Annotated in this window: 11 protein-coding genes and 1 pseudogene; 10 read left to right on the forward strand and 2 right to left on the reverse strand. The window is 55.8% G+C overall.

The window, feature by feature from the left end; translation table 11 throughout:
• Window positions 1–30: 30 nt before the first annotated feature.
• Window positions 31–114, reverse strand: a pseudogene (locus HBM95_15505) (YkgJ family cysteine cluster protein).
• Between the two features lie 162 nt (window positions 115–276).
• Between HBM95_15505 and yeiP the strand changes: the two are divergent.
• Window positions 277–849, forward strand: a complete 573-nt coding sequence (gene yeiP, locus HBM95_15510; GenBank protein NIH44334.1) for an elongation factor P-like protein YeiP — start codon at window positions 277–279, stop codon at window positions 847–849.
• 45 nt (window positions 850–894) lie between these two features.
• On the opposite strand, the gene uxuA is transcribed toward yeiP, so the two are convergent.
• Window positions 895–2,085: a mannonate dehydratase gene (gene uxuA / locus HBM95_15515; protein NIH44335.1), complete on the reverse strand. Its 1,191-nt coding sequence runs from the start codon at window positions 2,083–2,085 to the stop codon at window positions 895–897.
• Window positions 2,086–2,290: 205 nt separating this feature from the next.
• Between uxuA and HBM95_15520 the strand changes: the two genes are divergently transcribed.
• From HBM95_15520 to yejF, 9 genes are all read left to right on the forward strand, one after another.
• On the forward strand, window positions 2,291–3,757 hold the full coding sequence (locus HBM95_15520; protein ID NIH44336.1) for a fructuronate reductase: 1,467 nt from the start codon (window positions 2,291–2,293) through the stop codon (window positions 3,755–3,757).
• 124 nt (window positions 3,758–3,881) lie between these two features.
• Entirely contained in the window at window positions 3,882–4,868 is a 987-nt protein-coding gene (locus HBM95_15525; GenBank protein ID NIH44337.1) for a GTP-binding protein, read from the forward strand.
• A 33-nt stretch (window positions 4,869–4,901) separates the two neighbouring features.
• Window positions 4,902–5,597: a phosphatase PAP2 family protein gene (locus HBM95_15530; GenBank protein NIH44338.1), complete on the forward strand. Its 696-nt coding sequence runs from the start codon at window positions 4,902–4,904 to the stop codon at window positions 5,595–5,597.
• A 433-nt stretch (window positions 5,598–6,030) separates the two neighbouring features.
• Window positions 6,031–6,600, forward strand: coding sequence for a bifunctional murein DD-endopeptidase/murein LD-carboxypeptidase (gene mepS, locus HBM95_15535; GenBank protein NIH44339.1), 570 nt, complete (start codon window positions 6,031–6,033; stop codon window positions 6,598–6,600).
• 127 nt (window positions 6,601–6,727) lie between these two features.
• A complete protein-coding gene (locus tag HBM95_15540; GenBank protein ID NIH44340.1) occupies window positions 6,728–8,284 on the forward strand; it encodes a cyclic di-GMP phosphodiesterase in 1,557 nt (518 codons plus the stop codon).
• Window positions 8,285–8,358: 74 nt separating this feature from the next.
• Window positions 8,359–10,164: an ABC transporter substrate-binding protein gene (locus tag HBM95_15545; GenBank protein NIH44341.1), complete on the forward strand. Its 1,806-nt coding sequence runs from the start codon at window positions 8,359–8,361 to the stop codon at window positions 10,162–10,164.
• 9 nt (window positions 10,165–10,173) lie between these two features.
• Window positions 10,174–11,268 (forward strand): microcin C ABC transporter permease YejB, encoded by a 1,095-nt coding sequence (locus HBM95_15550; protein ID NIH44342.1) that lies wholly within the window; start codon window positions 10,174–10,176, stop codon window positions 11,266–11,268.
• Window positions 11,268–12,293 carry an ABC transporter permease gene (locus tag HBM95_15555; protein NIH44343.1) on the forward strand — a complete coding sequence of 342 codons (1,026 nt, stop codon included), beginning with the start codon at window positions 11,268–11,270 and terminating at the stop codon, window positions 12,291–12,293. Before HBM95_15550 ends, HBM95_15555 begins: the two co-directional genes overlap by 1 nt.
• A 1-nt stretch (window position 12,294) precedes the next feature.
• On the forward strand, window positions 12,295–13,884 hold the full coding sequence (gene yejF, locus HBM95_15560; protein NIH44344.1) for a microcin C ABC transporter ATP-binding protein YejF: 1,590 nt from the start codon (window positions 12,295–12,297) through the stop codon (window positions 13,882–13,884).
• Window positions 13,885–13,887: the final 3 nt, after the last annotated feature.

Raw genomic sequence — 13,887 nt, forward strand, 5'->3', positions numbered from 1 at the left:
TCATTTTTAAACTGCGAATAATTGACTATTAGGCTTGCCCTCCGGCATTCCTGGGATGGGGCTTGAAATGGACGGAGCGGTACAGCACGCGCCGCAATCTGGACGACAATCCATACATGCTCTCTCGGTGACGAACGCCCGTACAGTCGGGCATCGGGCGCACAGTAACACCTTTTGCGTATTGATAGCAAAAGCCACGAATTCCGCTTGCCTGAAAGGCCGCGCGCGAGTAATTTGGCGCGATATTTTTTACCTCCCGTAGACAGGATTACTGCAATGCCAAGAGCGAACGAAATTAAGAAAGGTATGGTACTGAATTACAACGGCAAACTGCTGATTGTGAAAGACATCGATATTCAGGCACCGAGCGCCCGTGGTGCAGCGACGCTGTACAAAATGCGTTTCGCCGATGTGCGTACCGGCCTGAAGGTGGAAGAACGTTTTAAAGGTGACGATATTGTCGATACCGTGACCCTGACCCGTCGCTACGTTGATTTCTCCTACGTCGACGGTAACGAGTACGTGTTCATGGATAAAGAAGATTACACCCCGTATATCTTCACCAAAGATCAGATTGAAGAGGAACTGCTGTTTATCCCTGAAGGCGGGATGCCAGACATGCAGGTGCTGACCTGGGACGGCGTGCTGCTGGCGCTGGAACTGCCGCAGACCGTCGATCTGGAAATCGTTGAAACCGCACCGGGCATTAAAGGCGCGTCAGCAAGTGCCCGCAACAAACCAGCGACCCTGACCACCGGCCTGGTTGTGCAGGTACCGGAATACCTCTCCGCTGGCGAGAAGATCCGCATCCATATCGAAGAAAAACGCTATATGGGTCGTGCTGACTGATTATGGCATTTGTCGGGTGGCGAAGCCGCCACCCGACAATTCCGGTTACAGAAGCTCCGGATACTTCGTCATCTTCAGCGCCAGCTCAACCCCGCGCACTTCCGCCATCCCCTTCAGGCGGCCAATCGCCGAATAGCCCGGGTTGGTTTTCTTACGCAGATCGTCCAGCATTTGATGCCCGTGATCCGGGCGGAACGGAATAGGACGTACATCGCCTGCCTGCTTGCGACGTGCCTCTTCCGCCAGGATAGCGTCGACCACCGCCACCATATTCACGTCGCCGCCCAGGTGCGCCGCCTCGTGGAAGGTCTTTGGATTCTCCTCACGGCAGGTCGCACGCAGGTGCGTGAAGTGGATACGATCCCCGAAGGTTTCAATCATCCGCACCAGGTCGTTATCCGCGCGCACGCCGTAGGAGCCGGTACACATGGTAAAGCCGTTATAGATGCTGTTTACCGTCTCTTTCAGCCACTGCATATCTTCAATGGTAGAAACAATGCGCGGCAGGCCGAGAATAGGACGCGGCGGATCGTCCGGGTGCACCGCCAGACGTACGCCGGCCTCTTCCGCTACCGGCACGATAGCGCGCAGGAAATACGCCATGTTTTCACGCAGCTGCTGCTTATCAATATCGCCGTATTCCGCCAGACGCGCGCGGAACTGATCCAGCGTGTAGCCCTCTTCAGCCCCCGGCAGGCCCGCAATAATATTACGGGTCAGCTTTTCGATATCTGCGTCACTGGCAGCGTTAAACCACGCGAGCGCCTGCTGCTGCTCTTCAGCTGTGTAATCCGCGTCGGCACCGGGACGTTTCAGAATATGCAGCTCGAATGCCGCAAAGGCAATCTGGTCGAAACGCAGCGCTTTCGAGCCGTCCGGCATCTGATATTCAAGGTCGGTACGCGTCCAGTCCAGAATAGGCATGAAGTTATAGCAAACCGTATCAATGCCGCAGGCCGCCAGGTTGCGAATGCTCTGCTGATAGTTCGCAATCCAGGTCTGGTATTCACCGGAATGGGTTTTGATATCTTCGTGAACCGGAATGCTCTCTACCACAGACCAGGTTAATCCTTTCTCCGCCAGCAGCGCCTGACGCTGCTGAATTTCCTCAACCGGCCAGACCTGGCCGTTAGGAATGTGATGCAGCGCCGTAACGACACCCGTTGCGCCAGCCTGACGCACATCATCAAGAGAAACCGGATCGTTCGGCCCGTACCAACGCCAGGTTTGTTCCATTGCCTCTTCCTCTCAAGTTGTTATACCAATATGGGGTACTGCAATGACGACTACCATACATGTTTACCGTAAAGGGTCAACATACCGCCACACATTGATTGATCAAACTCACAGAACGGGGATATTTACGGCTCACCAATTTTATTTGCTGTCATATAACTTTACACTGGCCTTGTTAATTAATGGTTAATCAGGTGTGTATCTCATGAAGACAATTGCCTCCACCGCCCTTCCCGCGAAGGTTCAGCAACCGCGCTACGATCGTCAGCAACTGCGCTCCCGCATCGTCCATTTTGGCTTCGGTGCGTTTCACCGCGCGCACCAGGCATTGTTAACAAACCTGGTACTGAATGAAAAAGGCGGCGACTGGGGGATTTGTGAGATTAGCCTGTTCAGCGGCGATGTGCTGATGAGCCAGCTGCGCGCCCAGGATCACCTGTTTACCGTGCTGGAGAAAGGCGCGGAAGGAAATCAGCCGATTGTTGTCGGGGCTGTACATGAATGTCTGAACGCAAAGCTGGACTCTGTTCCCGCTATTATTGAGAAATTCTGTGAGCCGCAGGTGGCGATTGTGTCACTCACCATTACGGAGAAAGGCTACTGCATCGATCCCGCGACCGGTAAGCTGGATCTGCAAAACGCCCGGATCCTTCACGACCTCGAAAACCCCGCTGAACCGCATTCCGCGCCGGGGATCCTGGTCGAAGCCCTCAATCGCCGCCGCGAGCGCGGCTTGCCTGCGTTTACCGTGCTTTCCTGTGACAATATCCCGGACAACGGCCACGTAGTGAAAAACGCGGTGCTCGGCATGGCGCAAAAGCGTTCTCCCGCGCTGGCGGAGTGGATCGAAGGCCACGTGAGTTTTCCGGGAACGATGGTCGACAGAATTGTTCCCGCCGCGACGGAGGCCTCGCTCAGGGAAATCGCCGACGCGCTCGGGGTTGACGATCCGTGCGCCATAAGCTGCGAACCGTTCATTCAGTGGGTAGTGGAAGATAATTTCGTCGCCGGACGTCCTGAGTGGGAAGCCGCAGGCGTTCAGATGGTGCAGGACGTTCTGCCATGGGAGCAGATGAAATTACGCATGCTTAACGGCAGCCACTCCTTCCTGGCGTATCTTGGGTATCTCGCCGGGTACGCGCATATTAATGAATGTATGGAGGACACCACCTTCCGCGAAGCCGCCCGGCGGTTAATGCTGGATGAGCAGGCACCCACGCTGCGCATAAAGGATGTCGACCTGAAGGCTTACGCCGACAGTCTGATTGAGCGTTTTGCTAACCCGGCGCTACAGCACCGTACATGGCAAATCGCGATGGACGGCAGCCAGAAGCTGCCGCAGCGGATGCTGGATGGGATCCGCGTCCACCTTGAGCGTAAAACAGCATGGCCGCTACTGGCGCTGGGCGTCGCCGGCTGGATGCGCTACGTCAGCGGGTTCGACGAACGCGGCAACGCGATTGACGTTCGCGATCCCCTCAGCGATAAAATTCGCGCGATTGTCGACGCCAGCAGCGATACCGATCGCGTCCACGCGCTGCTGGGGCTAAGTGAGGTATTTGGTCACGATCTCGCGCAGAATAGCGTCTTTGCAGAGGCTGTCAGCCAGGCCTACCAGCGCATCGCCCGCCGTGGCGCACGTCAGGCCGTTATAGAAACGTTAAATCTTTAGCGATTATTGCGCTTAATGCGAACGGATATCGCCTCCGTTCGCCCTCCCCCCTTCTCATTGCGCCCGTTTTTCGCCAGGATAAGATCATAGTGTTATAGCATTACAATTCTCTAGCGGAGCGCACGTGACCAAAACCAACCTCATCACCGGTTTTCTCGGCAGCGGTAAAACCACCTCAATCCTTCATCTGCTGGCAAATAAAGATCCCGCAGAGAAATGGGCCGTGCTTGTCAATGAATTCGGCGAGGTGGGCATTGATGGCGCGTTGCTTTCATCCAGCGGCGCGATGATTAAAGAGATCCCCGGCGGATGCATGTGCTGCGTAAACGGCCTGCCGATGCAGGTGGGTCTCAATACGCTGCTGCGTCAGGGTAAACCGGACCGCCTGCTGATTGAACCCACCGGTCTGGGCCACCCGAAGCAGATCCTCGATTTACTGACCGCCCCGGTTTACGAGCCGTGGATCGATCTGCGCGCCACGCTGTGCCTGCTCGATCCGCGTCAGCTTCTGGATGAAAAAGCGGTGGCCAATGAAAACTTCCGCGATCAGCTTGCCTCAGCAGACGTTATCGTCGCCAACAAAGAAGATCGCGCCACGCCGGAAAGCCAGGCCGCGCTGGACGCGTGGTGGCAACATTTCGGCGGCAATCGAACGCGGGTGCAGACCACCCAGGGGAACATTGACAGCGCCCTGCTGGATCTTCCTCGCCTGAATCTGACGGAACTTCCGGCCAGCGCGGAGCATGCGCATAACCATCCTGCAAAACAGGGCCTGGCCGCGCTTAGCCTGCCGGAACATCAGCGCTGGCGTCGTAATCTGAACAGCGGTCAGGGGTATCAGGCCTGCGGATGGATTTTCGATGCCGATACCGTTTTCGATACCATTGGCATCCTTGAGTGGGCCAGGCTTGCGCCGGTCGACCGCGTGAAAGGGATTATGCGCACGCCAGACGGGCTGGTAAGGATCAACCGCCAGGGCGACGATTTCTTTATCGAAACGCAAAACGTCGCGCCGCCTGACAGCCGAATAGAGTTAATTAGTGCGGTTAACGCCGACTGGAATGCCCTGCAGTCCAGCCTGTTGAAGCTTCGTTTAAGTTCGGGCGGCTAACGTTGCCCCAGTTTTCACTCTATGCAGAACGTTATGACGACTCGAATTCCCCTGATATTACTGCTTAATGTCGCCGGTCTGGCGCTTTTCTTCTCCTGGTATATCCCGGTGAATCACGGTTTCTGGTTCCCGCTGGATTCATCCCTGTTTCATTTCTTCAACCAGGGGCTGGTGAAGAGCGACGCCTTCCTGTGGCTGGTGGCGATCACCAACAACCGCGCCTTTGACGGCTTTTCCCTGCTGGCCATGGGCTGCCTGATGCTCTCTTTCTGGCTCAAAGAGGATTATTCAGGGCGTCGGCGTATCCTGATTATCGGACTGGTGATGCTTCTGACCGCGGTGATCGTTAATCAGCTGGCGCAACATCTGATGCCGGTAAAACGCGCAAGCCCTTCGCTCTCTTTCCCGAATATTTATCGCGTGAGTGAATTGCTGCATATTCCAACAAAAGATGCGTCGAAAGACAGTTTCCCGGGCGATCACGGCATGATGCTGCTTATTTTCTCTGGGTTCATGCTGCGCTATTTCGGCAAGAAAGCGTTCGCTATTGCCCTGCTTATTGTGGTGATATTTGCCTTTCCGCGCGTAATGATCGGCGCTCACTGGCTAACTGATATTGTTGTGGGTTCCCTTTCCGCGGTACTGATTGGTCTGCCGTGGGTTTTGATGACGCCGTTGAGCGATCGCCTGATTGCTGTTTTCGATCGCCACCTCCCGCGCAGAAAGTAACAAGTATTAAACAAATAATCAACATCTTTTAACGTTAACGCTCGGGGATCATAGCGATCCCTGATAGAGCGCTTCCCACGATCCTTCCTCGCTGTCATATTCTCGTCATCGTATTCATGATAAAAATGAAGCAATTGCGCGATTACGCTATGGATCTGCCGCTATTTTGAGCATTTACGGATTTTTACTTTCTGTATCACAATTTCTTATAAAAAAAAGGCTTTTTTTACTCGCAATACCCCAGGCAATCGGTTAATCTCGAACTCGTTTTGCCCCATAGGGATAATTATTTCCATGGTGAATAATTTTGTGCGCTGCGCCACAAATGTCGCCAGAAACAATTGTCTCATTGTGAACAGATAATTAGTCTCGTCACGTTTGGCATTTTTATAACGATATTTGTCGTTAAGGACTTCAAGGGAAAATAAACAAAATGGTCAAATCTCAACCGTTTCTGAGATATATCTTACGGGGGATCCCGGCGATAGCAGTCGCGGTACTGTTATCTGCATGTAGTACATCGAACACCGCAAAGAATATGCATCCTGAGACGCGTGTTGTGGGAATGGAAGACGCCTCTTCACTGCAAGCCTCTCAGGATGAATTTGAAAATATGGTACGTAATCTGGACGTGAAGTCCCGCATTATGGACCAGTATGCTGACTGGAAAGGCGTGCGTTACCGTCTTGGCGGCAGTACCAAAAAAGGCATTGATTGTTCCAGTTTTGTACAGCGTACGTTCCGTGAACAATTTGGGTTAGACCTTCCGCGTTCGACCTACGAACAGCAGGAGATGGGCAAGTCGATTTCACGTTCCAAACTGCGCACCGGCGATTTAGTTCTGTTCCGTGCGGGTTCGACAGGTCGACACGTGGGTATCTACATTGGTAACGACCAGTTTGTACATGCCTCCACCAGCAGCGGTGTGACTATTTCCAGCATGAATGAACCGTACTGGAAGAAGCGCTACAACGAAGCGCGACGCGTACTGACCCGCAGTTAATATGATGATTGTATCGTTGGTTATCCCTTGGCTGGCGATACAATAAAAAAAAGCACTGCTTCGGCGGTGTTTTTTTTTGCCCGTTACAATGAATACTATCAGCGGCAATTCAGGAACCACGACGTTTATGCTCACCCGCTACTTTTCCAGTCATCGAAAGATACTGATCCTCAGTATCATTACCGGCCTGATTGCCGCCCTGCTCCTGGGTTCGTTGCAATTTCTCTGGAGCTACCACAAGCGGGAAATTCGCTTCGATACGCTGATCAAGGATGTGAGCATCTACATGGATAGCTATTTTGACGAGCTAAAAGCCTCGATCGACGTGCTCCAGCCGCTCACGCTCAATAATTGCCATGACGTTAACGCGGAGCTGACCTCGCGCGCGGCCTTCAGCCTCAACGTGCGTGCCTTCCTGCTGGTCAGAGACAAAATGGCTTTCTGCTCGTCAGCCACAGGTCCAATGAATGCCCCGATGGAGGAGCTGATACCCGAGCTGCACATCAACAAGCAGGTTGATGTCGCGCTGCTCCCCGGCACCCCCATGCTGCCCAATAAACCCGCGATTGCCATCTGGTATCGTAACCCGCTCGTGAAAGACGGCGGCGTATTCACCTCAGTGAATCTTAACCTGACGCCATACCTGCTTTATACCGCGCGTCAGGACGAGTTTGCAGGTATCGCGATTATCATCGGCGACAATGCGTTATCCACCAGATCGAGCACCCTCGTCAGGGCGCAGGATTTACACGAGACTCCCGCGCGCACCGCGACGCTCAAAGACGTTCCTCTGACCATCAACCTGTACGCCGAGGAGTGGACAAGCGATGAGATCCTCTATGCCCTGTTCTTCGGGCTGGTGTGCGGGATTGCGGCAGGGTCGCTGAACTTCTACATCCTCACGACGCGTCTCAATCCGGGCAAAGAAATTCTGAGCGCCATCAAGCGCGGCCAGTTCTATGTGGTTTATCAGCCCGTTGTCGATGCCAAATCGCTCAGGATGACCGGGCTTGAAGTCCTGATGCGCTGGAAGCACCCGACCATGGGTGAGATCCCGCCGGACGCTTTTATCAATTTTGCCGAAGCGCAGAAGCTGATTGTCCCGCTGACGCTGCATCTTTTTGACCTGATTATTCACGATGCGCCAGTGTTACAGACCGTGCTGCCGCCGGGTGCGAAAGTGGGCATTAATATCGCTCCGGGGCATCTGCATGCGGAAAGCTTCAAAGACGATATGCGCACCTTCAAAGCCCTGCTGCCGCCTGATTACTTCCAGATCGTACTGGAAATTACCGAGCGCGACATGCTTAACCATCGGGAAGCTAACAGCCTCTTCGAATGGCTGCATAACGAAGGGTTTGAAATTGCCATCGACGATTTCGGCACCGGCCACAGCGCGTTGATTTATCTTGAACATTTCACCATGGACTACCTGAAAATCGACCGTGGTTTCGTCAACGCCATTGGCACAGAAACCGTGACCTCCCCGGTGCTGGATGCCGTACTGACGCTGGCAAGACGACTGAATATGTCGACCGTTGCGGAAGGGGTGGAAACGCCGGAACAGGCGGCCTGGCTGCGCGAGCATGGGGTTAATTACCTGCAGGGGTACTGGATTAGCCGCCCGATGCCGCTGGAGCAGTTCCGCACGTGGCAAAATACGCTGTCGCCTGACGGTGAATAATTTCACATTGCCGGTGGCGTCACTTATTATTCAGCTTTACTGAGCCGGTCTGTAAAAGAGGGAGCCGCCGCGAGATGTTTATGCGCTTTATGTTGCTTTGGTTGGCAGTAGTGAGCCTGTCCAGCCAGGCGCAAACCATCAAAGAGAACATCGCGTTCGCCGTGATTGGCGAGCCCAAATACGCGGTCAATTTTACGCACTTCGATTACGTCAATCCTGCCGCCCCTAAGGGTGGAAAGGTCACGCTCTCGGCGACGGGAACGTTTGACAACTTTAACCGCTTCGCCCTGCGCGGGGTGGCCGCGGCGCGAACGGAATCGCTCTACGACACGCTTTTTGTGACGTCTGATGATGAGCCCGGCAGCTACTACCCGCTGATTGCCGATAACGTGCGCTACGCGGATAACTTCGCCTGGGCCGAAATTACCCTAAATCCCCGGGCCCGCTTTCACGACGGCACGCCGGTCAGGGCCAGCGACGTGGCCTTTACGTTTCATAAATTTATGACCGAAGGCGTTCCCCAGTTCCGCATTGTGTATAAAGGCACAACGGTGCGCGCCATTGCGCCGCTCACCGTACGCATCGAGCTGAGCGAACCGAACAAAGAGAATATGCTCAGCCTGTTCTCGCTGCCGGTTATGCCTGAATCGTTCTGGAAAAGCCATAAGTTAAGCGACCCGCTCTCCACGCCACCGCTGGCTGGCGGCCCTTACCGCATTACCGACTGGCGCATGGGGCAGTACGTGGTCTATTCCCGCGTGAAAGACTACTGGGCGGCTAACCTGCCGGTAAACCGCGGGCGCTGGAATTTCGACACCCTTCGCTATGACTACTACCTCGACGATAACGTGGCGTTTGAAGCCTTCAAGGCCGGCGCATTCGATTTACGCGTGGAGAGCAGCGCCAAAAACTGGGCGACCCGCTATATCGGCAAAAACTTCACGAAAGGCTACATCGTGAAAGACGAGCATAAAAACGAATCCGCCCAGGACACGCGCTGGCTGGCATTTAATATTCAGCGCCCGGTATTTACAGACCGCCGCGTTCGGGAAGCGATTTCCCTGGCCTTTGATTTTGAATGGATGAACAAAGCGCTTTTTTACGGGGCGTACAGCCGTGCGAACAGCTATTTCCAGAACACCGAATATGCCGCGCGGGATTACCCGAAAGCCGACGAACTGGTCCTGCTGGCGCCGCTGAAAGCGGACGTGCCGCCGGAGGTATTTACCACGGTGTTTCAGCCGCCCGCTTCAAAAGGGGACGGGTACGACCGCGACAATCTGCTGAAGGCCAGCAAGCTGCTGGATGAGGCAGGCTGGCAGCTGAAGAATCAGAAGCGCGTCGATGCGAAAACCGGCAAGCCTTTAAGCTTTGAACTGCTGCTCTCCTCCGGCGGCAACGATCAGTGGGTGCTGCCGTTTAAACACAACCTTGCGCGGCTGGGGATCACCATGAATATTCGTCAGGTTGATAACGCGCAGATCACCAACCGCATGCGCAGCCGTGATTACGACATGATGCAGCGCCTGTGGCCCGCGCAGCCGTGGCCCAGCTCGGACCTGCAAATCTCCTGGGCCTCCAGCTACATCGACTCGTCCTACAATGCGCCCGGGGTAAAAAGCCCGGCGATTGATGCCCTGATTGCAAAAATTGTGGCGGCGCAGGGCGATAAAGAAAAACTTCTGCCGCTCGGTCGCGCCCTCGACAGGGTCTTAACCTGGAACTACTACATGCTACCGATGTGGTATATGGGCGAAGACCGGCTTGCACGCTGGGACAAGTTCTCCGTGCCTGCCGTGCGCCCTGTCTATTCGCTGGGCTTTGACACCTGGTGGTATGACGTAAATAAAGCCGCCAGACTGCCCGCCGAGCGGCGATAAGGAATTATCATGGGTGCCTATTTAATACGCCGTCTTCTGCTGGTCATTCCCACGCTGTGGGCCATTATCACCATTAACTTTTTTATCGTGCAAATAGCTCCTGGCGGCCCGGTCGATCAGGCTATTGCCGCCATTGAGTTTGGCAATAGCGGCGGCATGCCCGGCGGCGGCGGAGAAGGCATGGGCGCGAGCCATGCGCGCACCGGCGTGGGGAATATCAGTGAAAGCCACTACCGCGGCGGGCGCGGGCTGGATCCTGAGGTGATCGCCGAGATCACCCATCGCTACGGCTTTGATAAGCCAATTCACGAGCGCTATTTCAAGATGCTCTGGGATTATATCCGCTTTGATTTTGGCGATAGCCTGTTCCGCAGTGCGTCCGTGTTAACGTTGATCAAGCAAAGCCTGCCGGTTTCGGTCACGCTGGGGCTGTGGGGGACGCTGATTATCTATCTGGTCTCTATACCGCTTGGGATCCGTAAAGCGGTGCATAACGGCAGCCGCTTCGATATCTGGAGCAGCACCTTTATCATCATCGGCTATGCTATTCCGGCGTTTCTGTTTGCCGTCCTGCTGATCGTCTTTTTTGCCGGGGGCAGCTACTTCGACATCTTCCCGCTGCGGGGGCTGGTCTCCGCCGATTTCAGCACGCTGCCGTGGTACCAGAAAATCACCGACTATCTCTGGCATATCACGCTGCCGGTTCTGGCAACGGTGATCGGCGGGTTTGCCGCCCTGACCATGTTGACCAAAAACGCGTTTCTCGATGAAATTCGCAAGCAGTATGTCGTGACCGCCCGCGCCAAAGGGGTCAGCGAGAAGCAAATTATGTGGAAACACGTCTTCCGCAACGCCATGCTGCTGGTGATTGCCGGGTTTCCGGCCACGTTCATCAGCATGTTTTTTACCGGCTCGCTGCTGATTGAGGTGATGTTCTCGCTTAACGGTCTCGGCCTGCTGGGCTACGAAGCCACCGTGTCGCGCGATTATCCGGTAATGTTTGGCACGCTTTATATTTTCACCCTGATTGGCCTGCTGCTGAATATCGTCAGTGATATCAGCTATACGCTGGTCGATCCCCGAATTGATTTTGAGGGCCGCTGATGCCGCGTTTAAGCCCCGTTAACCAGGCCCGCTGGGCCCGTTTTCGCCATAACCGCCGCGGCTACTGGTCGCTGTGGATTTTTGCCGTCCTGTTTGTCCTGAGCATGTGTTCGGAGCTGATCGCCAACGACAAACCGTTGCTGGTGCACTTTAACGACCGCTGGTATGTGCCGGTACTGGCTAACTACAGTGAAAGCGACTTCGGCGGCCCGTTTGCGACGCCGGCGGAGTATCAGGATCCGTGGCTGCGCCAGCAGATCGAACAGCACGGCTGGGCCCTTTGGGCGCCGGTGCGCTTTGGTGCCAACAGCATTAACTTCGCGACCACGACCCCCTTCCCTTCTCCGCCCTCTGCGCAAAACTGGCTGGGGACGGACGCTAACGGCGGCGACGTGCTGGCGCGCATTCTCTACGGTACGCGGATTTCTATTCTCTTTGGGCTGATGCTGACGATCTTCTCCAGCGTAATGGGCGTGGTGGCCGGTGCCGTTCAGGGCTACTACGGCGGGAAAATTGACCTGTGGGGTCAGCGTATCATCGAAGTCTGGTCTGGTATGCCAACGCTGTTTCTGATTATCCTGCTTTCCAGCGTGGTGCAGCCGAGCTTCTGGTGGCTGCTGGGCATCACCGTTCTGTTTGGCTGGATGGCGCTGGTAGGCGTGGTGCGGGCAGAGTTTCTGCGCACCCGTAATTTCGACTATATCCGCGCCGCGCAGGCGCTTGGAGTGAGCGACCGGGGAATCATCTTCCGCCATATGCTGCCTAACGCCGTGGTAGCAACGCTCACCTTCCTGCCGTTTATTCTGTGCAGCTCCATCACCACCCTCACCTCGCTGGACTTTCTGGGCTTCGGCCTGCCGCTGGGGTCGCCGTCGCTCGGCGAACTGCTGCTGCAGGGCAAGAACAACCTGCAGGCACCGTGGCTGGGCATCACCGCCTTTCTTTCCGTGGCCGTGCTGCTTTCGCTGCTGATTTTTATCGGCGAAGCCGTACGCGATGCCTTCGATCCCAACAAGGCGGTATAAGATGACGCAGCCTCTTCTCAGTATTGATAACCTGTCGATTGCCTTCTCAAAGCAGGGCGAGACGCGGACCGTAGTCACTGACCTGTCGCTGCAGATCCAGCGCGGTGAAACGCTGGCGCTGGTGGGTGAATCCGGCTCAGGCAAGAGCGTTTCGGCGCTCTCCATCCTGCGTCTGCTGCCTTCTCCGCCGGTGAGCTACCCGCAAGGGGATATTCTGTTTCACGGCACTTCGCTGCTGCACGCGGATGAGCAAACCCTGCGCGGGATCCGCGGCAATAAAATCGCCATGATCTTCCAGGAGCCGATGGTCTCTCTCAACCCGCTGCATACCCTGGAAAAACAGCTCTATGAAGTGCTCTCTCTGCACCGGGGCATGCGCAAAGAGGCCGCGCGGGGCGAAATGCTGGATTGTCTGGAACGGACAGGCATACGCAACGCGGCCAAACGGCTGAATGATTTTCCGCACCAGCTCTCCGGCGGCGAACGCCAGCGGGTGATGATCGCCATGGCCCTGCTCACCCGGCCAGAGCTGCTGATTGCCGACGAGCCGACGACGGCGCTGGACGTAACGGTGCAGGCGCAAATTCTGACGCTGCTGCGGGAGCTGCGTGACGAGCTGAACATGAGCCTGCTGTTTATCACGCACAACCTGAGCATCGTGAAAAAGCTGGCCGACAGCGTTGCGGTAATGCAAAACGGACGCTGCGTTGAACAGAATATCGCATCCACGCTGCTGAACGCCCCGCAGCACCCCTATACGCAGCGCCTGCTCGACAGCGAGCCTTCCGGCGACCCGGTGCCACTCGCGGCAGACAGCACACCGCTGCTGCGCGTTGATGATTTATCCGTCTCGTTCCCGATCCGCAAAGGCATTCTGCGGCGCATCGTCGACCAGAATCCGGTCCTGAAAAATATCCGCTTCTCGCTGCGTCCGGGTGAATCCCTGGGGCTGGTAGGCGAATCCGGTTCGGGTAAAAGCACTACCGGTCTGGCACTACTGCGCTTAATTGCCTCAGAGGGCGAGATCCTGTTTGACGATATGCCGCTGCACCGCTGGAACCGCCGCCAGATGCTGCCCGTGCGGCCCCGCATGCAGGTGGTGTTTCAGGATCCCAACTCCTCGCTTAACCCACGCCTCAGCGTATTGCAGATTATCGAAGAGGGCCTGCGCGTTCATCAGCCTCAGCTGAGCGCGCAACAGCGGGAACAGGAGGTGATGCGGGTCATGGCTGAAGTGGGCTTAGATCCCGAGACCCGCCACCGCTACCCTGCGGAATTTTCCGGCGGACAGCGCCAGCGCATCGCCATTGCCCGCGCGCTGATCCTGAAACCGGAGCTGATTATTCTGGATGAACCGACCTCGTCGCTGGACAGAACCGTTCAGGCGCAGATTCTTGCGTTGTTGAAAGGGCTGCAGGAAAAGCACCGGCTGGCCTATATTTTTATCAGCCACGATCTGCAGGTGGTTCGGGCGCTGTGCCATCAGGTGATTGTGCTACGACAGGGTGAGGTGGTCGAACAGGGGGATTGCCAGCGCGTATTTACTGCGCCAACGCAGAGCTACACGCGCCAGCTGCTCGCGGCAGACTAGCGC

It is taken from the genome of Enterobacter asburiae, from assembly GCA_011754535.1.
GTDB lineage: Bacteria > Pseudomonadota > Gammaproteobacteria > Enterobacterales > Enterobacteriaceae > Enterobacter > Enterobacter cloacae_N.

What these genes read in the sequence shown, in the direction of transcription:
- mepS (NIH44339.1), top strand. Translation starts at nt 6,031, where the DNA reads ATGGTCAAATCTCAACCGTTTCTGAGATATATCTTACGGGGGATCCCG.
- HBM95_15540 (NIH44340.1), top strand. Translation starts at nt 6,728, where the DNA reads ATGCTCACCCGCTACTTTTCCAGTCATCGAAAGATACTGATCCTCAGT.
- uxuA (NIH44335.1), bottom strand. Translation starts at nt 2,085, where the DNA reads ATGGAACAAACCTGGCGTTGGTACGGGCCGAACGATCCGGTTTCTCTT.
- HBM95_15545 (NIH44341.1), top strand. Translation starts at nt 8,359, where the DNA reads ATGTTTATGCGCTTTATGTTGCTTTGGTTGGCAGTAGTGAGCCTGTCC.
- yeiP (NIH44334.1), top strand. Translation starts at nt 277, where the DNA reads ATGCCAAGAGCGAACGAAATTAAGAAAGGTATGGTACTGAATTACAAC.
- HBM95_15555 (NIH44343.1), top strand. Translation starts at nt 11,268, where the DNA reads ATGCCGCGTTTAAGCCCCGTTAACCAGGCCCGCTGGGCCCGTTTTCGC.
- HBM95_15530 (NIH44338.1), top strand. Translation starts at nt 4,902, where the DNA reads ATGACGACTCGAATTCCCCTGATATTACTGCTTAATGTCGCCGGTCTG.
- HBM95_15550 (NIH44342.1), top strand. Translation starts at nt 10,174, where the DNA reads ATGGGTGCCTATTTAATACGCCGTCTTCTGCTGGTCATTCCCACGCTG.
- yejF (NIH44344.1), top strand. Translation starts at nt 12,295, where the DNA reads ATGACGCAGCCTCTTCTCAGTATTGATAACCTGTCGATTGCCTTCTCA.
- HBM95_15520 (NIH44336.1), top strand. Translation starts at nt 2,291, where the DNA reads ATGAAGACAATTGCCTCCACCGCCCTTCCCGCGAAGGTTCAGCAACCG.